Genomic DNA, 26,071 nt, shown 5'->3' with positions numbered 1-26,071 from the left:
TTTCAAAAAAAGATAATTACCGAACAAGCTCCGCTTGGTCGACCGGCATGATGCCGCACTCCATAAAAAGATTAATAGTGATCCATTCGTCCACTTTCAGCATCCCCATCATGTGGACAGGTGGAGTCAGGTTAAAGTCGCGGATATTAATTGATTTTTTCACATCGAATGTGAAATTATTTCCATTCCTTTTCGCAGTAACCGGAACGGTATATCTTTTGGTGACCCCTGTAATTGTGACGTCTATCACAGCGTCACCGACTTCACCTAAAGACTCGTCTGACAACCTCACATGATCGAGTGCTATATGCATGACAGGATATTCATCCGACTTCACAAGCTTATGAAAATCTCTCAACGCCATCCTGTTGCCTGATATGAAATTTTTTACAGGAATTTCCAGGCTGCTTTCGCTTAGATAAAGCCTGTCGTTCCTGCGGGATGCATTTATATACAGTTTTTTACCGATAAACCTATTACCGGGCTGATCAAATTTAAAGTCTACAACATTACTTTTCCCCTGAATGGAAAGCATGCTTTTCTCCTTCACATCCACAGCAAGCAGATAAGATCCCGACTGAGCATGTGCCGTGACCGATACCAGAAAGCAAATGGCAAGTATGGATAAAATTCTTTTCATTTTCTCAATCTGAAAGATGATAACCAAACCGGTATTAACTACCGGTTTGGTTCATTTTTATGAAAACTGTCTAGAATGCGATGGATCCGGCAAGCGTCAATCCGTCGAATTGAGCATCCGAATAAATACTGCTGGTAGGGAATCCATCATAATTTTGCTTCACATACTCCACTTTGGCCATGACATTTTTTGTCATATACCAACCTGCTGCAATGGCAGTACGATTGATGTCAGCCTTATAAGCGGGCGTGCTTCCAACTGCTGCCATATCTGCCTTCAATTTGTTGTAGCGGCCACCTACATAGAATTGTTCATCGGCACCGAAACGTACAACCAGGTCGGTAACAAACTGATTGGCATTTCTCAGTTCTTTCTCGCTGGCACTGCGTCCCTTTACCTGTTCAAGAGTCGTAAACGATTCGAGAGAAAGTCCATTTACCGGTGAATATTTCAAAAACAAGTTCCCCATCATGGCTTTTACCTTATCGCCAAAACCGGGATTGAATCGCCCGTTTGTGAACGTTGAACTGCTCGGCGCAACGTGATACATCACCCCGTAATAATTGGAACCTGTACGATCTCCCCCGAAAAGCGTGTTCTTGTATGAACCGGCAGTGTAATATCCGGAACCGCTCACTCGAAGACGAAACTGATCATTGAACTGCTTGTCGTAAGCCAGTTTTCCAATCAGTGCAGGATTCATTTTCCCGTTGGAGTACCTGTTGGTGGCTTCGGTCGTGTCGATCTTCTGCAACGTGGGATTGAGCTGTCCGTTGGTAATGGCTCCCACCACGGTGAAGTCTGCGAGATGTACGTCCACCTCTGCGCCAATTTCAGTGGCAAACTCATCCATAATGTGGTTTTCCATAAAAGGATTATAAAAAGTGAGGCCACCGTCGGAGCGACGGAAATGTGCATCGCCATAGTTCACGTCGAACTGACCTACTTTGATGGTGGTAACCTCCATGATTTCATCGACAAAATCCCAGGGGAGAAACGGCATTTTCTCCAATTGAAGGAAACCGCCTTTAACCCATGTTTCATTGTGATGGCGGGAAGCCAGGTAAAGCTCAAAATTCAGGTAAATTCCATCTGACAGATTTGATTTTATAAAAAGATTGGCTTGTGGCAAACCAAAGTTATTGGTCAGCGGAACCAACGTCAACGGATTGTCACTTACATACTCTCCGTGTGCGTTGCTGTGATTAAGTGTAGTATAAGGAAGCGTCAAAGCACCTCCAATCTTCACTTTCAATCCATCAAAATCTGTTTCTGTCTTCGGTGTTTCAAAAGCATTTATACCTTCCTTGTTCGTCGGACGTAACTGGGCAAACGTAACGAAAGCGGTTAAAATTGCGACCACCGTAAAGAGACCTCTTTTTTTCATTTTCATTCATTCTTTGTTTAATAGTAAATAATCATTTATTCTGTGAATATGCTGTTGAATTAAAATTAATCGATGCTCCTTCAAAAGTCACTTTATAATTCACCGTTACCTGGTCTTTTGTTTTCATGGTACCCAGCATCGCAGTAGGCGCTTTCATACCATAGTCGCTCATCTTTACAGGTAATGCCCCCTGAAAAGTATATACACCGGGGCTCATTTCCTTTCCGTCTGCTTTTAGTGTCACTTTCTTTGTAGCACCCTTCAACGAAAGATTTCCAGTAACTGTCACTGTAATATTCTCACCATTCACCTGAATGGAGTTTAATTCTGTCATTTGAAAAAGAATTTTTGGATTCTTTGGTTCATTGAAAGCTTCGTGTGTCTTCTTGTCCATCAGTTTTTCGCCGCTGATGAGAGAGCGAACGGGTATTTCCACAGTCAGGGCCTGCGGACGATTGTCGGCCACAGTCATTTTGCCGCTCAATTCTGTCGCTTTTATTGTAAAATTGTGATTCACATTTGTCTCTCCGTTGATAACTACCTCGGAAGATTTGATGGAGAGAGTCTGGGAATGAACCAGAACACCAGCCGCGATAAACATAAATAAAAACACAGATACGGTTCGCCTGTTAAATAAAATCGTTTTCATAAATATATGCAAATAGTTTATTAATAATTTTAGTATTCCTATAGGTTTACTGGGATTACATCCCGTTTTCGGTTCTGGTTTGGCACGCATTTGAGCGTATTGATTAACCTTGTATAAAATAGTTCCTGACGGAATTGCGAATAAATGCTATAGTTTTAATAGGAATTGGCTCATAAAAAAACTACATGCACAGTGTACAATCTTCTTTCGTTTCCTGCATGATTTGTTCCAGATTTCTTCCGGAAAGCATCTCCACAAACTGTCTGTGAAACTGTTTCCAGTAAAGATTCGCTTTACAGCAAAGCGAAGAACGTTCACAGAACGATTCATCTGAAACGCATTGTACAACAAGAACCGATTCAAATGCCGTATAAATATCCAGCATGGTAATCTCAACAGGAGACCGGGCGAGCACATAACCACTTCCCCTTCCTCCGACATTTCTTATTAACCCCTTCAATTTGAGAGCGCTGACAATGTAATCGAGATATTTGACTGAAATTTGTTGCCTCTTTGCAATTTCCTTTTGAAGGATACCTTCGGGACTCTGGCAATCAGCAATCTCAATCATTGTCCGTAGCCCATACCTTATTTTTGTGTTTATTTTCATTCCCACTTTGCCAACATACAAAGATAGTATAAAACTAAAATAATGATGCTAAACTTCACCTGTTTTTCTATGCTTCGGCAGGGAAAAAAATCACATTTTCCACATTGTCCATGATGGCAAATAATTCACTCAATGTAGCAGCCTTCAACATGGCAATGCGGGTAGCTTTGAAATCGGGTATACCCTTAAAAAGGGGTGTTGCCGCTATATGACGACGCATATGCAGGATGCCACGTACTTCGTCCAGGCGTTCTACGCTTTCCTGTACCTGTTTTTTCAATACGTCGAGATACCAGCCGAACGACTCCTTCGGAGCGTGCTTCCCAGTTTCCATAAAATGTTTCACCTCCCGGAATATCCAGGGCTGTCCAATGCTGCCGCGACCAATCATCACTGCATCCACGCCGGTCTCTTCAAACCGTTGTTGTGTCATCTCAGGGGTAGTTACATCACCATTACCAATGACGGGGATATGCATCCTGGGATTGTTCTTCACAGCTCCAATCAGTGACCAGTCGGCCTCCCCCTTATACATCTGCGCGCGGGTGCGACCATGCAGAGTAAGTGCTGCAATACCGCAATCCTGTAGCTGCTCAGCCAGTTCCACAATGATCTTCGAGTTATCGTCCCATCCCAGTCGGGTCTTTACAGTTACCGGCTTCTTCACCGCTTTGACCACTTTCCGGGTGATCTCCAGCATCACATCGGGCGTACGCATCATGCCGGACCCCGCTCCCTTGCCTGCAATTTTCCTCACGGGACATCCGAAGTTGATGTCAATCAGATCCGGATCGGCTTCTTCACAAATTCTGGCAGCCTCCACCATCGCCTCAGGGTCACTGCCATATATCTGAATGCCAATAGGACGTTCCTCATCACTGAAAAAAATTTTTCGCTTTGTCTTCTTTACGTCGCGAATGAGGGCATCGCTCGAAATGAATTCGGTATAGACCATATCGGCTCCGAACTGTCTGCAAAGCAGCCTGAATCCGACATCGGTCACATCTTCCATCGGAGCAAGAAATACCGGCCTTTCCGGAAATTCAATGTGGGCAATCTTCATTTTCTAAATTTCTCTTTCCACTCTTTCTCGTTGAAACCTACCAACACAAAATCATCTGTCACAACAATGGGTCTCTTCACCACCATTCCATTTGAGGACAACAGATCGAGCAGCTCATTTTCAGATGCGCTCTTTACCTTCTCTTTCAAGTTCTGCTCCCTGTATATCATGCCGGAAGTGTTGAAAAAACGGCTGATCGGCAGGCCGCTCTTTTTGATCCATTCGGAGAGTTCTTCTTTTTTGGGGTTCTCTTCTACAATGTCCCTTGCCGTTACCTCAACTCCGTGAACTCTCAGCCATTTGGCCGCCTTACGGCAAGTGCCGCACTTGGGATAATGAATAAAAAGTGGTTTCATTTACATTCAGTTTATTTCATGCGCCTTCATATACATTCAGGAAGCCCTAATACTGTGATTTTAGGGTGCAAAGATACAAAAAGAGATACAAAAAATAAAATTGTGAAAACTAACAAGTGTAAACAGGTTAGTGTATCGTTATCTGCAGGTTATGCGGTCGCATGGGTGAAACGTGGGAGGAAGCATCACCCACACGTATCGAAACAGCATGATCTCCTCTTTTTCAACTGTTGCGTAAGCCTGACTCTGTGAATATATCCACCATACAAACAAGGGGTTGACACCATAGGAGAAGGCGGTGTCGAAACCGCTGTAATATTTTATTACAAGCTGATTTAGACCCTTCTTAATGGGAGAAGCAACAGTAGTTTTTGTTTCCGATGTCGTCGGGGTTCCATTGTACCGGGTTGAACTCTCATGCCATCCGGACATAACAGCTGCTGAGTACGCCGGTGAATAACTGAATCTGTTGAAAAGTAATAAATTAAAATGCTTGTGCTACCTCATCAATCATTACGCTGACGGAGGTGATGCCCCCTCCGGCCAGATACCACATTTCCGGGTTGAGATAGTAGATCTTCCTGTTTTTCGATGCGTTGGTCTGCTTAATCAGGCTGTTTTCGATCTCTTCTTTATTGGTAATCTCGTTGTCTACCACCCGGCTTCGATCTACGATAAAGATGATATCGGGGTTGGTTTTCTGTATGAACTCACTCGAAACCGGATTGCCATGGCGATGCGTATCCAGACCCACGACTGCTTCTTTCACGCCCAGCACATCATGCACGACGCCAAAACGAGATCCGCTGCCATAGGCACTAAAGCGACCCCGGTTGTGTAACAGGATCAATGCCTTCTCATCGGAGATGGCTGTCCGCTTCTTTACCTCCTCCACTTTCAAGCGGATGTCGGCTTTTGCCTTTTCTGCTTCCACCTGTTTATCGAAGAGCAGCGCCAGATCATCAAGATTCTTTTCAAAGGCATTCATAAAATCGCCCGCATCCACAACCGTGGGATATATCACCGGCGCAATGGCAGCAAGTTGATCGTAAAAATCTGCCAGCCTGTTACCCATGATGATCAAATCGGGCTGTGCCTCGTTTATCTTCTCCAGGTTCACCTCCACCACGCTTCCCACATCCACAATGGAAGCGTCGTCCTTGTACTTACGCAAATGGGACGGCATACTGGTTTTCGGCACTGCCACCGGTTTTATCCCCAGATAATCAAGATTTTCCAGGGCAGAAAAATCGAGTACCACCACCCTACGAGGGTTCTTTATCACCTCCACGCTACCCAGTGTATGGGTGATCGTGACCGTTTCATCACCCCTGCCCTCTCCGGTACCACTTTTTTGTTGATTGCCTCCGCATGCGCTGAGGAGCATCATAATACCAGGGAGCATCGCAAGCCACAAAACCAAACTATTCTTGTTCATACTGTATTTGTCTTTTATTGAATTGAAATTTTATTACTGAATACTTAATCTTAATCTAAAATCGCAAATCTGACACCAACCACACGTAAAAGAGCTGATCGCTGACCGCTACTTTCAGAAATAATTACAAATCCTTTTATTATCGAACATGCATATTTTCACACGAACACCAAATACATCTCTGAGTACATCTTCACGGATAATATTATCGGTGGTATCATGATAGACAACCTTGCCATCTTTCAGGGCGACAATATAGTCGGAATAGTGAGAAGCGAAATTGATATCATGCAGCACGACGATGATGGTCTTACCCAGTTCATCGGCCAGCTGACGCATCATTTTCATGGTCTGCACCGAATGCTTCATATCGAGGTTGTTCAGGGGTTCATCCAGTAATACGTACTCCGTATCCTGGGCGACCACCATCGCCATATAGGCACGCTGCTTCTGTCCCCCGCTCAGCTCATCGATATAGGCATGCTCTATCGATCTCAGATTAAGGAAATCGATCGCCCTGTCCACCTTCTTCACGTCCTCCCTGGTCAGCTTATCCTGTGAATAGGGAAACCTGCCGAAGGAGACCAGCTCGCGCACCGTCAGTTTCAACCTGACGTGGTTCGACTGTTTTAAGATGGAGAGCCGCTGTGCCAGCATCCGGTTCTTATACTCTGTGACATTCTTCTCATCCACCATCACTACTCCCTCGTCCTGCGAGAGTAGACGGCTGATGACGGAAAGCAGGGTGCTCTTGCCGGCGCCGTTGCTGCCGATCAGTGAGGTAACCTTCCCCTTGTGAAACTGAAGTCCCACCTTTTCGAGCACGACCTTTTCCCCATATTGCTTGGTAATTTCCTGAACTTCGATCATAATTTTTTAACCCTTAAAAGTAAGTAGATAAAATAGAACCCACCCACAATGTTGATGATGGCGCTCAGCGGGATGGAAAGATTGAATACCCGCTCCATAAGAAACTGTCCGATCAGCAATGCGGTGGCCGACACCATGATACAACCTGTAATCAACAGGTGGTGTTTATGTGTCCCAAACAACTCATAGGTGAGGTTTGTAACCAGCAGCCCCAAAAAGGTGATGGGTCCTATCAGCGCGGTAGACACGGAAACCAGCACCGCGATCATCACCAGAAACATCTTTACCACCCGGTTATAGTTCAGTCCCAGGTTGATGGCCTGATCCCTTCCCAGTGCAAGTACATCCAGATATCTGGTCATCCTGAATCCGATGATTAGCGTGGCTGTCATCACACCCAGGGAGGGCCAGAGCAGCTTGCTGTTTATCTTGTTGAAGGTGGCAAACATCTTTCCCTGCACAATGAAAAAGTCGTTCGGATCAATCAGTAACTGCATAAAGGAACTGAGACTGGAGAAGAGCGTACCCAATATAATCCCTACCAGTAAAAGCAGATGGAGATTATCTTTTCCCTTTTTGTAAATCAGGAGATAAAGCAGAAAAGAAAATCCAATCATTCCGGCGACAGAGACCAGAAAGTTGTCGATGCTGCTCAACACGCGGTAGGTATGGTCGCTGTACATGTAGACGATCACCGTCTGTATCAGCAGGTAGAGCGACTCGAAACCCATGATGGAGGGGGTCAGAATCCGGTTGTTGGTGAGCGTCTGAAAAGCGACCGAAGAGAAAGCTACACACCCAGCCACAACAAGGATTGCCACCACCTTGAGTCCCCTGAGCCGGAGTGCAAACTCCCAGCTGCCTCCCAGATTGTAAAAGAGGAAAAGCATGCCGCTGGCCATCATCAGCAACAAGGCGATCCAGAGGCTCCTTCTGATGTTTATCTTTTTTTCCATAACAACATAAAAAGGAACATAACGGATCCGATGATGCTGACGGTCACTCCGATCGGCACCTCATACGGATAGATCACCATCCTGCCTATGATATCGCATACCAAAAGAAAGATCGCACCCGACAAGGCCACCAGGGGCAATGTCTTCTTTAAATTATCTCCGAAGATGATGCTCACCACGTTGGGGACTATCAGTCCCAAAAAGGGAATGGCGCCGGCGGTAATCACCACGGAACTCACCGTGAGCGAGACACAAAACAGGCCGATATTCATGATGGCGCTGTAGTTCAACCCCAGGTTCCGGGAAAAATCTTCTCCCATACCAACCAGGGTGAACTTGTTTGCATAGAGGTAGGTAATCAGGATAGCCGGCAACGTGAGATAAATCAGTTCGTAGCGTCCCTGCAGGATCCCGGAAAAGTCTCCCATCATCCAGGCGTTGGTATCCTGCACAATATTCAGCTGCACCGCGAAAAAGGTAGATATGGACCCGATAATTCCTCCGAACATAAGCCCCACAAGAGGAACAAATATTACATTGCGGTGCCGTATCCTCCGCACGATCGCCAGAAAAACCATGCTGGACAGGAAGGTAAAGAGGAATGCCGACAACATTTTGAGCGTCATGCCGGCTTCAGGTGTAAAGATCAGAAAGACCAGCAACCCCATCTTCGCCGCTTCGAGTGTACCGGCAGTCGTGGGCGACACAAACTTGTTCTGTGTCATCTGCTGCATGATTATGCCGGAGATGCTCATCCCCACCCCTGCCAGAATCAGCGCGGCCGTACGGGGTAACCGGCTCAAGGCAATGAGGGAAACAGATAGATCTCCCACTCCCACGAAAAGGGAGACAAAAGCCAGTGCAAGTAAAAGTGCAAGTAAAATAATTGTAAGAATAAGCGCCCTCAAACAACCTCCTTCGTTATAAAAACAGAAGGCCGGCAATGTGCTTACCGGTCTTCACTTTTTGTATCTATTTTATCAGTAACAAAGATAAGGGAGAGAACAACAGCATTCAATACCAATATCTGGGTATAAAATATTTTTTTTTATTTATAAACTGGCCATTAATGGGTATTCGCGCAATGGATCAGCAATTCCATCGTTTAATTCTTTCGACGGCCTCTACAGTTCTTTCTCGGCTGTTAAAGGCGGTGAGCCGGAAGTATCCTTCTCCGTTGGTGCCAAATCCCACACCGGGCGTACCCACGATATGGCATCTATCGAGCAGGAGATCGAAAAAACTCCAGGAATCGAGCCCGGAAGGACACTGAAGCCAGATATAAGGTGCATTCTCACCGCCAAAAACAGTCCATCCCCTGCTGGTTAACCCCTCGCGGATGATGGTCGCATTCTGCATATAGTACGCCACCATCTCCCTTATCTCCTGCTGTCCCCGTGGGGAATAGACCGCCTCGGCAGCGCGTTGCACAATGTAGGCGGTACCGTTGAACTTTGTGGATTGTCGTCTGTTCCACAACCCATGCAACGAGATCATTTCTCCGTTGCTTGCACGCACCATTAACGATTTGGGCACGACGGTATAACTGCATCGTAGTCCGGTGAAACCTGCATTCTTCGAGAATGAGCGGAATTCGATGGCACAGTGTTGTGCGTTTTCTATCTCGTAAATACTTTTGGGCAAGTTGTCATCCTGGATATAGGCTTCATATGCCGCATCAAAGAGGATCAAACTTTCATTTTCCAATGCCCAATCCACCCATTTTTTAAGTTCCGGTCTGGTCATTACCGTCCCGGTAGGGTTGTTGGGATAGCAAAGGTAGATCACATCCACCCGTTCAGCCGGAAGCTCGGGTAAAAAGCCATTATCCTCACTACATGGGAGCAACAGGATGTGGGAAGATCTGCCTAGCCGCATGATGTTGCTGTCGAGATAAACAGGATAGACCGGGTTTGTGATGGCCACCGCATTGTCGTCACCTAGAATATCGCCAATATTACCGGAGTCGCTCTTTGATCCGTCACCGATAAAAATCTCATCTGCTGAAATAGCGACACCCCGTTGCCTGAAATCTATTTCGGCTATCTTCTCCCGCAGGAAACCATAGCCCTGTTCCGGCCCGTAACCGTGAAAACTCTCTTTCTGTGCCATCTCATCCACAGCAGCATGCAGGGCACCAATGACGGCAGGCGACAACGGCAGCGTTACATCACCGATCCCCAGGCGGATCAGGTCCACTCCGGGATGTGAAGAACTAAAGGTATCTATTTTTCTGGAGATAGTGCTGAAGAGGTAATTCTGGTTGAGTTGAAGATAGTTTTCGTTGATTCGGAACATATATTTATTGATTTGATGATGTGATGATGTGATGATGTGATGATGTGATGATGTGATGATGTGATGATGTGATGATGTGATGATGTGATGATCTTCCAATCTGTGAATTTTCTAATCGATTAATCTGCTAATCAACTAATCTGCTAATCAACTAATCTGCTAATCAACTAATCTGCTAATCAACTAATCTGCTAATCAACTAATCTGCTAATCAACTAATCTGCTAATCAACTAATCTGCTAATCAACTAATCTGCTAATCAATTAATCTGCTAATCAATTAACTTCTCCTTTAAAAACAAAATGCGCATCCCCCGTAAGGAAAACCTGATTATGTTCTCTTTCCCACGCCACATCAAGTATACCTCCTTTAGCCTGCAGGGTAGCTTCCGGCTCACATCGGTGTGTGATTACCCCGGCAACCAGTGCCGCACAGGCACCGCTGCCACAGGCAAGTGTTTCTCCACTTCCCCTCTCCCATACCCGCATCATCAAATGGGTAGAATCGATTACTTCGACAAATTCCACATTGGTACGCTCCGGAAACAGGTTGAGATGCTCTATTTTTGGTCCGATCTTTTCAATCTCCAGCCTATCAATATCATTCATAAAAATTACTGCATGGGGATTACCCATCGAGACAAAGGTGATATGATACTTTTGTTCTTCAATCTGTACGGGATAATCGACCATTTCCGGTAGTATGGCCTGAAAATAGGCAGTCATATCTGAAGCAGAGGCAGCAGCGGCTGACAAGATAGCACCACCCATATTTACCCGTATGCGTTCCACCTTATCGGTATAGGGGTTTACCGACAACGAGAGATGCTTGATACCCGATTGTGTATGCAGGTCAATCTCCCTCCGGCCAGTCAATCCTCTCTCATACAAATATTTACCTACACACCTTGCCGCATTTCCGCACATCATCCCCTCGCTACCATCGGCATTGTACATCTGCATGGAGAAATCGCCAACCCCGGAAGGACCGATGAGCACAAGCCCATCACTCCCCACCCCAAAATGGCGGTCGCTCAGCCTGCGTGATAGCTCTTCGGGATTATCCACCCGTTCTTCAAACAGGTTGACATAAATATAATCGTTACCGGCGGCCTGCATTTTTTCGAACTTCATATTGCACGTTTTAGGAGTTAAAAAAACACCCGCGTGATTCCATAGAATCAGGCAAGTGTTCAAGATCATATCAAAAAGCAGCGTCTATATGGACAATTGCTTATTTTTCTACAAAAATAATTCTTTTTGTTTGTTTTTTCTTATTTATGAAGCAAAATGTTTATTTATATTTCACCCATTTCATCATTTCCTTAAGGGTGGGTTTTTTGCCATACATAAGTATTCCCACACGGTAAACCTTTGCAGAGAAGATCGAAATCAATATGAATGTCCCATACAGTAATGCCAACGACAGTAGTTTCTCCCACAAGGGTATCCCGAACGGAATGCGTACCATCATGACAATGGGAGAGGTAAAGGGGATGAGTGAGGTCCAGAAGGCAAGAGGACCGTCGGGATTGCTTACGCTATAAAAACCTGCAAAGAAAGCAAACATGATCAACAGCGTCACCGGCGTCATAAACTGGCTGGTGTCCTCCTCGCTGTCCACGGCCGAAGCGAACATCGCAAAGATGGAGGCATACAACACATACCCGCCTATGAAGAAGGTAATAAAATAAAGCGCAATCTCAAACCAGTTGACACTCATGATGGCGTTCGTCAATCCTTCCATATTAAAATCTCCCATATCGGCCGAAATGGCTGTTGCCTTTTCGGGAGAAGAAATGAATAATGACATCCCCGTGAATAATACCCCCAGCAAAATACCCCAAATCACCAGTTGGGTTATGCCCACCAGACCTATTCCCACCACTTTTCCGATCAGCAGTTTCACTGGTTTCACGGAAGAAACCATTACCTCCACGATACGGCTCTTCTTCTCTTCCAGCACAGCCTGCATCACCATATTACCATACAACAGAATAAACATGTAAATGAGTATGGTAAAGATCATTCCAATGACGGTAGAAAGCTCTGTGGATGATTCCGATACGTCTCCATCCCCGCTCAGTCGCAGGGTTTTCAGAGATATTGTAGAACCATCTTCGACAATTGAGCGAACCCGTCTGATTGCTCCGGCATCCACCTCTCCGGCCGCGGAGAGTTCATCGAGTCTTTGCTGGGTAACCTTTTCATTCAGCGTACGCTTGATAAGGGATTGCAAATCCTGTGGCGCCTGCTTTTCCGATATGAGCGAGACAGCTTTCGGATTTTTATGCAGGTCCCCGGTTATCTGAAGGATAGCGAAGAGATCTTTTCCCAGACGAGACTCCTGAGCCCGTTGGTCAGAGACTCCTATAATCTGAAAATCATAATTTTCAGTAGATTGTAACAGCGGTGCATACACACCGGTGTCATCTATGACCGCAATATGCCTGGTTCCTCCCTCGTTCAGGGTAGAGAGCCAAAATGGAATAACCGACAGTGCCACCATCAGCAATGGCATGAGGAGGGTGAGGATGATAAACGATTTTTTCCTGACCCTTGTGATGTATTCACGTTGTATAACTAATCCCAATGTATTCATTGTATAAAAAAATATGGCTGGTAAAGATACAATTATACTTTTAGAGATAAGTTATTTTTTTAAACTAGTTTACAATCTCCCGGCTGCTTTGAGATAGCGCGTCTCTGATATACGGGACGCACTCCGGGCACGTACCTGTTCAGCGTGTGCCTGCTGCCACATGGTTTGCGCCTCAAGGAGTCCCGATAGGGTCTCAAGGCCGGTTTCATACCGATCCCTACTTTCGCGTAAGTTCTCCTCAGCCTGTCCAAGAGAACGGGAGGTGAGCATTACCCGTGCTTCCGACTCGTTGTACGCTTGCAGCGCCTGCTCTATTTCAAGATTCATCTTCTCCACCAGTTCGTCCCGCTGGAGTTCAGCCATTCTCTTCTCAGATTCGGCACCATGCACTTTGTTGCGCCCCTCACCCCAGTGAAATAACGGTATACTGACCGAGATCACTGCCGAGAAAGTAGTGTTGTCGAGTAACTTGCTTCCGTTCAGCTCCAGTCCGTTCACATAGCTCAAATTGCCGGCTATCCCTACCCTGGGTAGAAAGTCACTCTTCACCAGATCAGCCTGCATCCCCTTCAGTGCGATCTGCTTTGAAAGCAACACATATTCGGGTCTTGCGTCGAGATCTGGTAGCGGTACCTCGCCCATTGCAGGACTCTCCGGAGCACTTTCCACGACCACCTCGCTGTTCAGCGGAAGACCAATCACGTGGCAGAGATTCATCCGGGCAAGCCGTACCCCATGTTGCGCCTTCAGAAGCTGAAGCTCCGACTCATTCATCTTCACCTGCACCTTCAGAAGGTCGTTGCGTGGTATCATCCCGGCATTAAATCCATTCTCCACATCACGCTGCAAATGAGCCACCAGTTCACTGTAAGCACAAGCTGTCTTCTCCAGTTCGAGCGTCTCCACGTAAGTCCAGTAAGCCTCATCAGCCTGCAGAATCACTTCCGCCCGGGTTTTCACCTCATGTAACTGCGCCATCTCCTCTCCAATGCGCGCCATACGGTAGGCAGCAGTGATTTTGCCACCCATATAAATTGGTTGCTCCAGCCTCAACCCGGCAACATAGGTGTTGTTTGGTTTCAGGCTCAACTCCATTCCGGGAAAGAAAGCATACTCCCTGAAGAGGGGTACCCCATCCACCGTAGTCAGAATGTTGGGTATTAGCTGCCCCCCCGCATCGGGCACGTAGGTGGGAAGATAAAAGGAAGGAATAGTTTTCTCTAACGAGGCGGTGGTGAGCAGATAGTTTCCTGTAGCGGTAATCCTGGGCAAAAAGTTTACCCTGTGGGTTTTCACCTCGTAGGCAGCCTTCTCGCTGTTTCCAGCAGCGAAAGCCATCTGCTTGTTGTTTTCAAGAGCCAGCTTCCGGCTCAGTTCCGGGGTGAGGAGCTGTTGTGCCGACAGGGATGCTACGGGTAGTACAGCCATCATCAGGCAGCAGGCTGTCACAATATGCAGAACTCTAGTCATTGTCTTGGGATTTTAATTTTAAAAAAGAGCGAATAAAGCAAGGGAATGACAATCAGCGTGATGAGCGTTCCTACCAGGAGCCCCCCCATAATAGTCACCGCGAGCGGTCCGAAGAGATCGTCACCCAACAACGGGATCATGCCGAGGATAGTGGTCAACGACGCCATCATCACCGGACGGAAACGACCCGATGAGCTGGCAAGAAGGGCTTCCAGGGGATTCACGCTGTTACGTAGTTGCAGCTCTATCTCATCCATCAGAACAATGCCGTTCTTGATGATCATCCCTACCAGTCCCAATACCCCCACGATGGCCACGAAACCAAAAGTCTTGCCGGAAGCGAGCATTCCGAAGATTACGCCGATCAGCAGAAGGGGTATGCAGCAGACAATGATCAGTGGTTTACGGTAGTCCTTGAACAGCATAATCAGGATGGCAATCATCAGTATGATAGCCAATGGAAAATATTTGAAAAGATAGGAACCGGATTGCTCACTGGCCTTTCTCTCGCCTTCCCAGTGCATCGAGTATCCTTCGGGTAGTTCAATTGCTTCTATTTGTGCAACGATAGTCTGCCGGGCATCTTCGGTGCTGATGCCTTTCACCGGGCTTCCCTGTGCCCGCATGGCACGCTGCCCGTCATATCGTATTACCAGCGGATCTTCCCAGATGAGGCGAATGCCCTCCGTCACCTGGCTCAGCGGTATGGTACGCAGCGCCTCCTTCAGGATATCCTCCTCGGAGTATGCTCCGGCAAGTAACCCCTGCAGCAGATCTCTGTTCAGGAATCCAAGCGCGGGCAGCATACTAAATATTTGGGCATTATCGAGTGACTCAATCGGGCTTCCCTCACTATCCACGCTCTTGAGGTAAATGGTCTGCTGTTGGTTGCTCTCATAAAACAGGCTGGCAGGAATACCTCCGGTGGCACTCAGTAACGACAGCGCCACATCCTGCCTGCTAAGTCCTACATCACGGGCAACGGGTTGGTTGTAGTCTACCATCAATACAGGCGTCTGCGGCTCCCAGTTTGTCTGCGTCAGGTGAATAGCAGGGCTCTCCTCCATGATCTGTAGTGCCTGCGCCGTCAGCTCGCGCAGTATAGCCGGATCAGGTCCATTAAACTGCACCTCGATAGGATGCTTTTTGTACATCAGGTTGTATCTTTTCAAACGGACAAAAGCATCGGGGTAGCTGGCGGTAAGATGTTGCTGTATCTCATCCATGGTGGCCACCAGCTCTTTGGGAGAGGTATAGTCCACGATCAGTTCTCCGTATGAGAGCGAGGGATCGGCCATGCTCCTCACCAGGTTATACCGTGTGGGGGTACCCCCCATGGAGGTTGTGACATGGGTGATCTCCTCACGCGCGAGAAGGTAGTCGGTGATCGACTCCAGATCCCGGGAGACACGTTCACTCGAGTAACCCTCCGGCAGCTTGTATTCAATATAGAGCTGGTCGTAATTCATATCGGGAAAAAAACCTTGCGGCAGGAAACGGTAACAACCCAGTGCGATTAGCATAAGTAGTCCTGCGGCACCAATCGTAAACGATCGGTGCCGGAGCGTCCAGGTGAGTACTGCACGCAATGCACGGTAAAATTTATTGTCGTAGGGATCCTCGCCCATCTTCTCTTTTTTTGTCTTCAACATCCGTTCGGCCTGTAACGGTACGTAGACCAGTGCCAGGATCCAGCTCAATAGAAGAGATACAGCCAGTACGATAAAGAGGTCACGGACATATTGACCTGCAGTATCAGGAGAAAGATAGATGGGAAAGAAGGCTAAAATGGCTATCAGCGTCGCTCCCAGCAATGGCATGGCAGTTTTTTTACCTATGGAAGTCAGCGCCTCCTTCCTTGACATTCCTCGCTGCATATCGATCAGTATTCCATCCAGAATTACGATGGCATTATCCACTAGCATTCCCATCGCAAGGATAAAAGCTCCCAGTGACACCCGCTGCAGGGTACCCCCTGTCAGGTTAAGAATCAGCAATGAGCCCAACACGATGACCACCAGATTAAAACCGATGATCATACCACTTCGAAAACCCATGAAGAAAATAAGCAGCAGTACTACAATCACCACCGACTCAACCAAGTTGATCATAAAGGTTTTGAGTGCGTCGTCCACCCTGTCAGGTTGAAAGAAGACCTTTTGTAATTCCATTCCCACAGGTAACCGGTTTCTGGTGAGTTCTCCGAGCCGCTTCTCCACCCGGTCACCCACCTGAGTGATATCGGTGTCGTAGCGTGCCGATATCGCGATGCCCACCGCCTTACGGTTGTCATATTTCATCTCGCTGCGTACCGGTTTTTCGTAGCCAGTCCACACCTTCGCTATGTCCTTTAGCCGGAACTGATCACCCTGGTATCCCTGCAGTAGCAGTTCACCAATATCTTCGGCGTTCTTGTAGCGATCATTCACGCTCACCCGGAGCGACATATCCCCGGCGTTGTAATAGCCCGAGTAGAGGGTCTTGTTCTGTCCGCTGAGTGTGGAGAGCACCTCGGCAGGCGATATACCCAGATTAGCCAGCTTGTCTTCATACATTTCAATGTAAATGCACTCTTTCCCCTGCCCGTAGATGTCCACCCGCGACACACCTTCCACCGCGAGCAGCTCCCGCTTGATCAGTTCGGCGTAGTCGCCCATCTCACGATCTGTATATCCGTCGGAAGTCATCGCGTAGAACATGCCCATCACATCACCGAAGTCATCCTTCACGACCGGAGCTGAAGCTCCTTCGGGAAGCTCCCTCTGCACATCGTTCACTTTGCGGCGCAGGATTGTCCAGCTATCATCCACCTCATCATTTGGTACCAGTGTGGAAAGGCCGACGGTGATCATCGAGAGGTCGTTCAAGGAGCGGCTCTCCACAAACTCTATATTCTTCATTGTGCGGATCGACTTTTCCAGCAAGTCGGTCACCTCCAGTTCCACCTGATGCGCCGAGGCACCCGGGTAGGTAGTTACCACCAACGCCTGCTTCACTACAATTTCAGGGTCTTCCAGCTTACTCATTCCCCGGATTGCCAGGATGCCGCCAATCAGTAAACAGGCAACCAAAAAAACAACCAGTTTCCGGTTTTGCAACCCCCACGTGCCATAATCAATCATAACATGCCTCCCACATTGGTAGCGGTCACCTCCGGTATCAACTTCACTTTTTGACCCTCCTTCAACGAATGGACGCCAGCTGTCACCACCAGCTCACCAGCCTCCAAGCCGCTGGAAACCACCACCCTTCCATCGGTCAGTATCTCTGACAAAGTGATAGGCCGCGGAGTCACTGTTCCGGTAGCAGAATCATAAATCCATACAGTGGAACGACTCTCTGACTGGAATACTGCGGAAAGGGGAATGGAAAATGTACGGGTTTCTTTGTTTCGGAACTGGATGGTTACCATTACCGACATCCCCGGTCCGGGTAATTCATCAGCTCTTCCCCTCATGCGAAAACGCATGGTATATAGCTGGTTAGCATTTGCCTTGGGGGTAATCCCGATCAACTCAAGCGGAAAGGTACTCCCTGGAAAGATTTCTGTCCTGCAATAATAGTCGGAAAATTGATCACGGCGGATATAATCGGCCGAAGGAATATTGATCTCTACCTCACCCGAACCAGTCGCGATCATCGCGATCACCGGTGTGCCGGCGCCCACGGTTTCACCCGGCTCAAAAAGCCTTTTCTGGATATAACCATCCACCGGGGCCAACAGTCTGGTATCTTTCAGTGCGTTGCGATGGGCATTCAGCTTCACGGCAATCTGCTGGTAGCCATAGCGTGCTTTGTCGTAGTCGTTGGGAGTGACCGATCCTTTTTCATGTAGTTCAGTAATCCGATCTACTTCCGCCTTGATCCGGTTATATTCCGCCTCGGTAGCTGCCAGCTGCAGCTCATAATCGCGCGGGTCAATCTGAGCGAGCAGATCCCCTTTTTTCACGTGGGCTCCCATCGGGGTATACACTTTTCCGATGGGGCCACTCACCCTGAAGGCCAGGTTGATATCGGAGGGTGCCACTACCTTACCGGGGAAATTGTTGCTACCGGCAAGACCATACACTTTTACCGTGTCGGCCTTGATACTTCTCACCGCATTATTTGTCTGCCGGTTCTCGCGACATCCCACGAGAAAAAGCAGGCAGGTTACTATGATCATACTTTTTTTCATTTTCTTTTTCAGTTATTTATTCCGGGATACAAAGGTAGGACGAAACCAACTATCCACTTTTGCCTAAAATACCTTATAATTGTCCAATATCTCTTATTTTAACCATATTATGTATTAAAAAACGATGAATAAATAGTATATTTATCGCTATTAACAAGTTCGGCATAAAAATGAAAACAGATATTAAGCTCCTGAAGAGAGATATCAAACCTGAAGAATTAAACGATTACGGCTATTTAATGCTCGACAGCACCTCTACCGATTTTCACTCACTAAAGGAGGAAATCCCATTCATTTTGGATGCAGGGGTGGTAGTCTTCGTCTGTCTCGCAGGAGAGGGAAAGATCGTGGTAGACATGCAGGTGATCCATTTCCGGAGAGGAAGTTTCGTGATTCTGCTTCCCTACTCTGTGATCCAGGTAACAGATATTTCGGAGCATGCACAGATCACGCTGATAGCCACCGGCATGGGTTTTCTGGAGAAGCTTGCCATGTCGCAGCCGGTAGAGAATTATGTGGAGAAGATCAGGGAGATGCCTTGCATTCAACTAAGTGAGCGGCAACTACTGAATGCCAGAGATATCTATTTTTTCGTGGAGCGGCTCTATAAAGAAGCCACGGGACCCTTATCAAAGGAAATTCAGAACACGTTGATGACATTGCTTTCTCTCAAGATCGTCACCCTATTTTCAGAAAACCACCCTGCCGGGAAACCACGTCTATCACGTCAGGAACAGGTGTTTCGTAACTTCACCATTTCGTTGGCAAAGAATGTAAAAGAGCAGCGCACCGTAGAGTTTTATGCTACGGAGGCCTGCCTCACACCCAAATATTTTTCCACAGTAATTAAAAAGAGATCAGACAAATTCCCCATGGAGTGGATCACTGAGCGAACTATCCTCCTTATCAAGTTCCTGCTGGGGAACAGCGACAAGTCGATCCAAGAGATATCCAATGAGTTAAACTTCTCCAGCCAATCCTTTTTCACCCGTTATTTCAAGCATTATACCGGCATGACCCCCACCGCCTTCCGAAATCGGAAATAAAGAGGGGCAGGAAAGTCCTGACCGCGATAGTCAAAGCAATATCATCACTATGTCAAGCACCTCCGGTCACTGTTTTAATGAAGACATCGTTCATGGTGGGGAGCTCCTCGTCGTAGCTAACCACCTCATAACGGTCAAAAATCAGCCTGGCCAGATCATTATTACCGAGTCCGCTTAGCTTCCTCAGTCGCAGATCGATAAACTCGTGATAAGGTTCTTTGGAGAGCAGCTCGATATCGGGGTGTTCAAAATCGAAATCGTGGCCCAGAAGACGAAATCTGAAAATATTGGGACGATGTTTTTTGCGAATATCAAACACATTTCCCTGCAAGACAACCTGCGACTTGTGAATGAGGGCAATGTTGTCGCACAGCTCCTCCACCGATTCCATGTTATGGGTGGAAAGAATGATGGTTTTCCCCTCATCTTTAAGACGCAGCATCTCATTTTTTACTATATCGGTATTAACCGGATCGAAACCGCTGAAGGGTTCGTCGAAAATAAGCAGGTCAGGGTTGTGAATCACGGTGGAGATAAACTGCACCTTCTGCTGCATTCCCTTTGAAAGCTCCTCTACCTTCCGGTTGTACCAGTCCATGATATTGAACCGCCTGAACCAGATCATCAGTTCACGATGTGCATCCCTCTTCGGGAGACCACGCAGTTGTGCAAGGTACATTGCCTGTTCGCCTACCTTCATTTTTTTATAAAGCCCGCGTTCTTCCGGCATATACCCGATGTTATATACATCTTCGCCACGTGAGGGCCGACCGTCGATTGTTACGCTCCCGCTGTCGGGAGCCGTGATGCGAGTGATAATCCGGATAAGGGTAGTTTTACCTGCCCCATTGGGGCCCAGCAGACCGAAAACTGTTCCCCTGGGAACTCGAATGCTCACTTTGTTGAGGGCCAGGTGGTTGGCATATTGCTTAACCACTTCATTGGTTTCTAAATACATATATCTTCGGTTAATATTTCAATACAATCCGTTCACCAAGCTCTTTGGCAAGTATTTTCTTTATTTCCTGTAACTGCTTCAATTGTGTGATAAGCGTCACGTAATCATCCCTGTTACCCGACTTCATCTCTTTTTTGAGTTCTTCGATCTTTTGTAGCACATAGAAATTTTTCAACTCGGTTGTAGCTCGTGGGACGTAGGTACTCAACATATTTCTTTCAAGTAGGCGTGAGCGTTTGTCGCCCATCTCCTCACCCAATATTTTTGCATGTATCTTGCTCAGCTGATACCGGTCGCTCATCAGTTCCGAAGCCAGTTTATTCACTTCAGGATCGGGATGTGCCAGGAAGTAGCGTCCCGATTCAAAGTTCGGATCCTTCATGTGTGCGACAGCCTCCTCAAACATCTGCCTATAAAGATCATTTGAAAAACCAATTTTATCGCGCTCCAGGTCGTACTGCACAAACTCCGTCACGCCGGGCCCCTCCTCCACCAATACATCTTCCTCTATCACTTTCTTCCCCTCTTTCCGTTTCTGCTTTTCAAACTTCCGGTAAAGAGGTGCATTACCATAGCGAACCACGTAACGCAGAATCTCCAGCTCATATTTATCAAAGGAATTTGTGGAGACGTTTCGACGGCTTTTTCCAATACTTCCCGCAGAAGCGGTTACCTGTTCGTCTTCCTGTCTATCATTACGTGCAGCATTTCTGTTGTCCTGCTCTTTTTTTCTCTCGTAATTCCGTTTTCTAATTTTGTTGATCTCGGCAATCAGCACCCTTTCCTGAATGTCAAGCAACTGCGAGCAGTCCTGGATAAAGACAGAGCGGGTGATACTATTTGGGATAAGTGCGATACTCTCTACCACATTGGTAATCATCCCTGCACGTTTGATGTTATCGTCACCCACTTCCTCCAGCAGAAGCTGTGTCTTGAAGCGAATAAAATCCACCTCATTTTCAGAAATATATCGATGAAAGCTCTCTGCATTCTGCTTCTTGGCAAATGAATCGGGGTCCTCTCCCTGCGGAAGCAGTACCACTTTCACGTTCATACCATCCTCCAGCAGTAGATCGATACCCCGCAATGCTGCCCTGATACCGGCTGCATCCCCATCGTAGAGCACGGTGATATTCTCCGAGAAGCGGTGGATCATCCGTATCTGACCATGCGTGAGCGCCGTACCTGACGAGGAAACCACATTCTCTATCCCAGCCTGGTGCATCGAGATCACATCGGTATATCCCTCCACCAAAAAACATTTATCCTGTTTTACAATGGCACTCCTGGCAAAAAATATACCGTATAGCTCATTGCTTTTCGAGTAGACTTCACTTTCGGGAGAATTGACGTATTTTCCCACATTCTCCGCTTTCCTGAGGATACGTCCTCCAAAAGCAACTATCTTCCCCGACAGGGTATGTACCGGAAAGATTACCCTGCCCCGGAAGCGATCGACCAGTGGCTGGTTATGTTCTCCTCCTGCAGCGAGTCCCGTTTTAAGCAGAAAATCTCTCCTGTATCCTGCCTTCTGCGCCTCCACGCTGAAGGCATCGCGTTGTTCCAGACTATATCCCAGTTGAAACTTTTTAACGATATCATCACGGAATCCTCTTTCTCTAAAATAGGTGAGGCCTACGGCCTTTCCTTCCGGATGGACGTGGAGTGTGTTCACAAAATAATCGCGGGCATACTCGTTCAGGATAAACATGCTCTCCCGGTCGCTCTGTGCCTGCTTCTCCTCATCAGAATATTCCTTTTCAATGACTTCTATTCCGTATTTTCGGGCTACATATTTCAGAGCCTCGTAATAGGAGAGCTGCTCGTGCTTCATTACAAAGTGAATGGGCGATCCCCCTTCCCCGCAGGCAAAACATTTGCATATGTTTTTCGCAGGTGACACATAAAAAGAAGGAGTCCGGTCGTCATGAAACGGGCACAATCCTACCCAGTTCACACCCCTACGACGAAGCGTGACAAAATCGGACACTATATCAACAATTTGCGCGGCGTCCTGAATACGTGATATCGTTATATGATCAATCATTTGGAAGTACGAAATTAATGATTTATGTTGTGAAAACAGGTTTTTATAAAATAAAATCCTACATTTGCATGGGATTAACCGAATCCAAACGATATTAAATTATTTAAAGATGGATGCAATCGATTGGTCGAACATTTCGTTTGGCTATATGAAAACCGACTACAACGTACGCAGTTATTTCACCGATGGAAAATGGAGTGCTCCCGCACTGGAAACGTCGGAGTATCTGAACCTTCACATGGCTGCTACCTGCCTGCATTACGGACAGGAAGTCTTTGAAGGGCTAAAAGCTTTCCGGGGGAAAGACGGGAAAATACGTATTTTTCGGATGCGGGAGAATGCACTGCGCCTGCAGTCTTCCTGCCACGGTATTATGATGGCCGAGTTGCCGGTCGACCTTTTTGAGGAGATGGTGTTGCTCGCAGTGAAAAACAATGAACGTTTTGTACCTCCCTATGAGAGTGGTGCATCACTTTACATCCGGCCGTTGCTTATTGGTACCAGTGCACAGGTGGGTGTAAAACCGGCAAAGGAATATACTTTTCTGATTTTTGTAACACCGGTTGGGCCCTATTTCAAGGAAGGATTCAAACCCACTCCAATGGTTATCATGCGGGAATACGACCGGGCCGCGCCACTGGGTACAGGCACCTACAAAGTGGGCGGAAACTACGCAGCCAGCCTTAAGGCAGGTGAGATAGCCCATGACATGGGTTATTCCGCAGTATTGTATCTCGATGCGAAAGAGAAAAAATATATCGACGAATGTGGGCCGGCCAACTTCTTCGGAATTAAAAACAATACATATATCACACCCAGGTCGACCTCCATTTTGCCCTCCATCACTAACAAGAGTCTGATGCAGCTGGCCGAAGACATGGGATTGAAAGTTGAACGTCGTGTAGTGGCAGAGGAAGAACTCGCCACCTTTGAAGAAGCGGGTGCATGCGGAACAGCTGCGGTGATTAGTCCTATCTTGCGTATAGACGATCTGAGTGAGAAAAGAAGTTATGAAATATCAAAGGATGGAAAAGCAGGTCCTATATGTGAGAAACTTTATCATAAACTCCGGGCTATTCAGTATGGCGATGAACCCGATTTATATGGTTGGGTAACCATTGTATCATAAAAAAACAGGTGCCAATAAAACAATTACTCTCCCCACTCCATATAGGGGTGGATGGAGAGGAATGAATTGTAATATCGCACATTGCCAGTTACTTCAGGCCCCAGCCATTGAGGTCTCTCGTAAGGTTCATCTTCGTTCTCCAACTCCACTTCGGCAAGGAGAAGACCTTGATTTTTACCAAAAAATTCATCCACCTCAAAGGTATGTTTACCCGCCTTCACCAGATAGCGTTTTTTCTCTATCAGACCGTCTTCACACAGTTTTAGCATCTCTTCCGCATCTTCCACGGGGATTTCATACTCCCACTCGTGTCGTTTTATTTTACCCTCTGGCAGAGCGCTCTTGACAGTCACAAATGCCTTCTCTCCCTTAATCCGGATACGGACTACGCTAGTCCCCGACAGTGAGAGATAGCCCTGTCTGATAATCATACATTTATAGGCATCTGGTTTATAGTCTCCCTTTACAAGAAATTTACGCTCAATCTCGTATCCCATATTACTTTATTTGCGATATTGTAACAATTTAAAAAATTAAGTGTTGGATGCCGTGGAAAAAAAATAACTATGTTTTTAAGTCCCCGTAATCTCTACGAAATAAATAAAAACATAGTTAAGATTTTGGTTGGATTAAATAAAAATCAATGCGCGTAATTCTATTCTTTATTCAATGAATCTGTAACAAAAATAATATGCCCTATTGAATTAATAAAATATTTTGCCAAATATTCTTCTACATTGAGGAATTTTTCCCCAGAATTCTGAAGGGCAGGATAATTACATCTTCTCCAAACTACCGAATAGATGTACAAGATCGGTTCCTATTCCCAAAATAAACGGGAAAAGATCACCTTTCCTTGTCGAGCGGGAAAATGCATTCTTTATGGTAAAATCATTTATTGTAAGGCCGTTACTCAACTCTATCCGATTTTCTTATCTTGAATCACTTTATAAAGCATTCCCTCTTATGACAACATCCATCTTTTAAAACAGTGGCTCAACAAATATGGTTTACGAATACTGCATGATAACAGCACCTTACGCCTATAATGTACGTTAACCTATCACAAATAAAATTATATGTAATGAGAACCGGGAACATTTGAGAAAGCGGTCTTGTTAAAAAAATGGAGCTTTCAACGAAGAAAACTCTACAAAAAATTATCAATTATGGATTATTTAAGAATCAAAGGCAATTGGAATAAGTTGAAAGGACGCGCAAAGCAAGAATGGGCCGACTTGACAGATGATGATCTTTTATACGAAGAAGGGCAGGAGGACGAGTTACTGGGCAGGATCCAGGCAAGAACTGGCAGAACCCGCGATGAAATACGAAAATGGTTCGACAGACAACTTGATACGATTTAGTTTGAAAAAAGATTATCCACCTGAGTAGTTGCCACGAAGCAACTACTCTTCATTTAAACGCTTGTTATATGAACATAACACCATACATCGATTATACATCCTGCATTGAAGCATGCCTGCTTTGTGCCAGTTCCTGTAACTTCTGCGCTTCTGCCTGTACCATGGAAGAAGATGTAAACATGATGGCCAAATGCATCAGAAAAGATATGGAGTGTGCAGCCATATGTTATGCTGCAGCAGAACTGATGAGTCTGGGAAGTTCAAGGGCAGCAGAAATATGCCGGCTGTGCGCGGAAATTTGCGATGAATGTGCCCTAGAGTGTGAGAAGCATTCATTCAGACATTGTCAGGAATGTGCCGAAGCATGCCAAAAATGCGCCGACGAATGCCGGGAGATGGCAGCTGCATGAAATCAGAGCAATTGCTGAAAAGCCAGGTAGACCAGGTAGGCAGGCCAGACGATGGCTTTGAGGATACCGAGCACGCCCACCCAAAAGCCTGTAGCTGTTGATACAAAGTAAATGGCGGCGCCCACGAATCCCAATCCGTATACTGCATCACCCGCCGAACCGCATGTTTTGTTATTTCCCATCAGAATCTCCTTTCTTAATAGAATTGAAATTGTGATTGTAAAGATATAAAAAGTAGAAAAAACATTCAGCTTTTCCTACTTTTTTTATTTTCTGCTTGAGTGATTTTCTTTTTCTGTTTCGGCACTTTATAACCCGCTTGTTTTGCTTCCGAAATACCAATGGCAATTGCCTGATCCCGATCCTTAACTTTTTTTCCTGCGGAAGTCTTGAGTTCTCCTTCCTTAAACTCTTTCATTACTTCACCGATCTTGTCCTGTGCTTTTTTCGAATACTTTGCCATAATACAATCAATTTAATTCAACCATAGTCTTATCATAAAACTCTCGTCGATATAAAAAAGTTTTGCCTCATCGTTTCGTTTTGTTGTTTTTTAAAGAAATAAATGATATAGACAGATGGAAATCAAACTAATTTAT

Annotated in this window: 26 protein-coding genes; 4 read left to right on the top strand and 22 right to left on the bottom strand. The window is 46.3% G+C overall.

The window, feature by feature from the left end; all coding sequences use genetic code 11:
- Positions 1-16: 16 nt before the first annotated feature.
- From AC1HCU_RS13645 to AC1HCU_RS13565, 17 genes are all read right to left on the bottom strand, one after another.
- Entirely contained in the window at positions 17-640 is a 624-nt protein-coding gene (locus AC1HCU_RS13645; protein ID WP_321722015.1) for a YceI family protein, read from the bottom strand.
- Positions 641-710: 70 nt separating this feature from the next.
- Complete coding sequence (locus tag AC1HCU_RS13640) at positions 711-2,033, bottom strand: hypothetical protein (protein ID WP_480366777.1); 1,323 nt, start codon at positions 2,031-2,033, stop codon at positions 711-713.
- 25 nt (positions 2,034-2,058) lie between these two features.
- On the bottom strand, positions 2,059-2,676 hold the full coding sequence (locus AC1HCU_RS13635; protein ID WP_480366775.1) for a YceI family protein: 618 nt from the start codon (positions 2,674-2,676) through the stop codon (positions 2,059-2,061).
- A gap of 181 nt (positions 2,677-2,857) precedes the next feature.
- Positions 2,858-3,286 (bottom strand): RrF2 family transcriptional regulator, encoded by a 429-nt coding sequence (locus AC1HCU_RS13630; RefSeq protein WP_480366773.1) that lies wholly within the window; start codon positions 3,284-3,286, stop codon positions 2,858-2,860.
- 67 nt (positions 3,287-3,353) lie between these two features.
- Positions 3,354-4,349 carry a tRNA dihydrouridine synthase DusB gene (dusB, locus tag AC1HCU_RS13625; RefSeq protein WP_480366771.1) on the bottom strand — a complete coding sequence of 332 codons (996 nt, stop codon included), beginning with the start codon at positions 4,347-4,349 and terminating at the stop codon, positions 3,354-3,356.
- Complete coding sequence (locus AC1HCU_RS13620; protein WP_480366769.1) at positions 4,346-4,705, bottom strand: arsenate reductase family protein; 360 nt, start codon at positions 4,703-4,705, stop codon at positions 4,346-4,348. Before AC1HCU_RS13620 ends, dusB begins: the two co-directional genes overlap by 4 nt.
- A 138-nt stretch (positions 4,706-4,843) precedes the next feature.
- A complete protein-coding gene (locus AC1HCU_RS13615; RefSeq protein WP_480366767.1) occupies positions 4,844-5,137 on the bottom strand; it encodes a hypothetical protein in 294 nt (97 codons plus the stop codon).
- Positions 5,138-5,189: 52 nt separating this feature from the next.
- Positions 5,190-6,143: a siderophore ABC transporter substrate-binding protein gene (locus AC1HCU_RS13610; protein WP_480366765.1), complete on the bottom strand. Its 954-nt coding sequence runs from the start codon at positions 6,141-6,143 to the stop codon at positions 5,190-5,192.
- 114 nt (positions 6,144-6,257) lie between these two features.
- Positions 6,258-7,013 carry an iron ABC transporter ATP-binding protein gene (locus tag AC1HCU_RS13605; RefSeq protein ID WP_480366764.1) on the bottom strand — a complete coding sequence of 252 codons (756 nt, stop codon included), beginning with the start codon at positions 7,011-7,013 and terminating at the stop codon, positions 6,258-6,260.
- A complete protein-coding gene (locus AC1HCU_RS13600) occupies positions 7,010-7,969 on the bottom strand; it encodes an iron chelate uptake ABC transporter family permease subunit (protein WP_480366762.1) in 960 nt (319 codons plus the stop codon). The genes AC1HCU_RS13605 and AC1HCU_RS13600 overlap by 4 nt, the downstream gene beginning before the upstream one ends.
- Positions 7,954-8,877 (bottom strand): iron chelate uptake ABC transporter family permease subunit, encoded by a 924-nt coding sequence (locus AC1HCU_RS13595; RefSeq protein ID WP_321717396.1) that lies wholly within the window; start codon positions 8,875-8,877, stop codon positions 7,954-7,956. The genes AC1HCU_RS13600 and AC1HCU_RS13595 overlap by 16 nt, the downstream gene beginning before the upstream one ends.
- 181 nt (positions 8,878-9,058) lie before the next feature.
- Complete coding sequence (locus tag AC1HCU_RS13590) at positions 9,059-10,267, bottom strand: LL-diaminopimelate aminotransferase (protein WP_480366760.1); 1,209 nt, start codon at positions 10,265-10,267, stop codon at positions 9,059-9,061.
- A gap of 275 nt (positions 10,268-10,542) precedes the next feature.
- Positions 10,543-11,400: a diaminopimelate epimerase gene (dapF, locus tag AC1HCU_RS13585; protein WP_480366758.1), complete on the bottom strand. Its 858-nt coding sequence runs from the start codon at positions 11,398-11,400 to the stop codon at positions 10,543-10,545.
- Between the two features lie 160 nt (positions 11,401-11,560).
- Positions 11,561-12,868, bottom strand: coding sequence for an ABC transporter permease (locus tag AC1HCU_RS13580; protein ID WP_480366756.1), 1,308 nt, complete (start codon positions 12,866-12,868; stop codon positions 11,561-11,563).
- A gap of 69 nt (positions 12,869-12,937) precedes the next feature.
- Entirely contained in the window at positions 12,938-14,338 is a 1,401-nt protein-coding gene (locus AC1HCU_RS13575; RefSeq protein ID WP_480366754.1) for a TolC family protein, read from the bottom strand.
- Complete coding sequence (locus AC1HCU_RS13570; RefSeq protein WP_480371217.1) at positions 14,335-17,457, bottom strand: efflux RND transporter permease subunit; 3,123 nt, start codon at positions 17,455-17,457, stop codon at positions 14,335-14,337. Before AC1HCU_RS13570 ends, AC1HCU_RS13575 begins: the two co-directional genes overlap by 4 nt.
- Complete coding sequence (locus AC1HCU_RS13565) at positions 17,457-18,515, bottom strand: efflux RND transporter periplasmic adaptor subunit (protein ID WP_480366752.1); 1,059 nt, start codon at positions 18,513-18,515, stop codon at positions 17,457-17,459. Before AC1HCU_RS13565 ends, AC1HCU_RS13570 begins: the two co-directional genes overlap by 1 nt.
- Positions 18,516-18,685: 170 nt before the next feature.
- Between AC1HCU_RS13565 and AC1HCU_RS13560 the strand changes: the two genes are divergently transcribed.
- The gene (locus AC1HCU_RS13560; protein ID WP_480366750.1) at positions 18,686-19,561 is read left to right on the top strand and encodes a helix-turn-helix domain-containing protein; all 876 of its coding nucleotides are present in this window, start codon (positions 18,686-18,688) and stop codon (positions 19,559-19,561) included.
- 52 nt (positions 19,562-19,613) lie between these two features.
- Here the strand turns inward: AC1HCU_RS13560 and AC1HCU_RS13555 are convergent, their stop codons facing one another.
- Both AC1HCU_RS13555 and dnaG read right to left on the bottom strand, forming a co-directional pair.
- Positions 19,614-20,519: an ABC transporter ATP-binding protein gene (locus AC1HCU_RS13555; protein ID WP_480366748.1), complete on the bottom strand. Its 906-nt coding sequence runs from the start codon at positions 20,517-20,519 to the stop codon at positions 19,614-19,616.
- A 10-nt stretch (positions 20,520-20,529) separates the two neighbouring features.
- Positions 20,530-22,566: a DNA primase gene (dnaG, locus tag AC1HCU_RS13550; protein WP_480366746.1), complete on the bottom strand. Its 2,037-nt coding sequence runs from the start codon at positions 22,564-22,566 to the stop codon at positions 20,530-20,532.
- A gap of 109 nt (positions 22,567-22,675) precedes the next feature.
- On the opposite strand from dnaG, the gene AC1HCU_RS13545 reads away from it, so the two are divergent.
- Entirely contained in the window at positions 22,676-23,695 is a 1,020-nt protein-coding gene (locus AC1HCU_RS13545; protein WP_480366745.1) for a branched-chain amino acid aminotransferase, read from the top strand.
- Positions 23,696-23,718: 23 nt separating this feature from the next.
- Here the strand turns inward: AC1HCU_RS13545 and AC1HCU_RS13540 are convergent, their stop codons facing one another.
- Positions 23,719-24,192, bottom strand: coding sequence for a CYTH domain-containing protein (locus AC1HCU_RS13540; RefSeq protein WP_480366743.1), 474 nt, complete (start codon positions 24,190-24,192; stop codon positions 23,719-23,721).
- 672 nt (positions 24,193-24,864) lie between these two features.
- Here AC1HCU_RS13540 and AC1HCU_RS13535 point away from each other — a divergent pair.
- Both AC1HCU_RS13535 and AC1HCU_RS13530 read left to right on the top strand, forming a co-directional pair.
- A complete protein-coding gene (locus AC1HCU_RS13535) occupies positions 24,865-25,062 on the top strand; it encodes a CsbD family protein (protein WP_480366741.1) in 198 nt (65 codons plus the stop codon).
- Between the two features lie 68 nt (positions 25,063-25,130).
- The gene (locus AC1HCU_RS13530) at positions 25,131-25,472 is read left to right on the top strand and encodes a four-helix bundle copper-binding protein (protein WP_480366739.1); all 342 of its coding nucleotides are present in this window, start codon (positions 25,131-25,133) and stop codon (positions 25,470-25,472) included.
- A 2-nt stretch (positions 25,473-25,474) separates the two neighbouring features.
- Here AC1HCU_RS13530 and AC1HCU_RS13525 read toward each other — a convergent pair whose 3' ends face one another.
- Entirely contained in the window at positions 25,475-25,654 is a 180-nt protein-coding gene (locus tag AC1HCU_RS13525) for a hypothetical protein (RefSeq protein ID WP_480366737.1), read from the bottom strand.
- 65 nt (positions 25,655-25,719) lie between these two features.
- Positions 25,720-25,935, bottom strand: coding sequence for a DUF6496 domain-containing protein (locus AC1HCU_RS13520; protein ID WP_286861082.1), 216 nt, complete (start codon positions 25,933-25,935; stop codon positions 25,720-25,722).
- Between the last annotated feature and the right edge of the window lie 136 nt (positions 25,936-26,071).

This window comes from Proteiniphilum sp. LBM24028 (genome assembly GCF_056629195.1).
The sequence above is the reverse complement of the archived record's forward strand: the minus strand, read 5'-3'. Positions and strand labels throughout refer to the sequence as shown.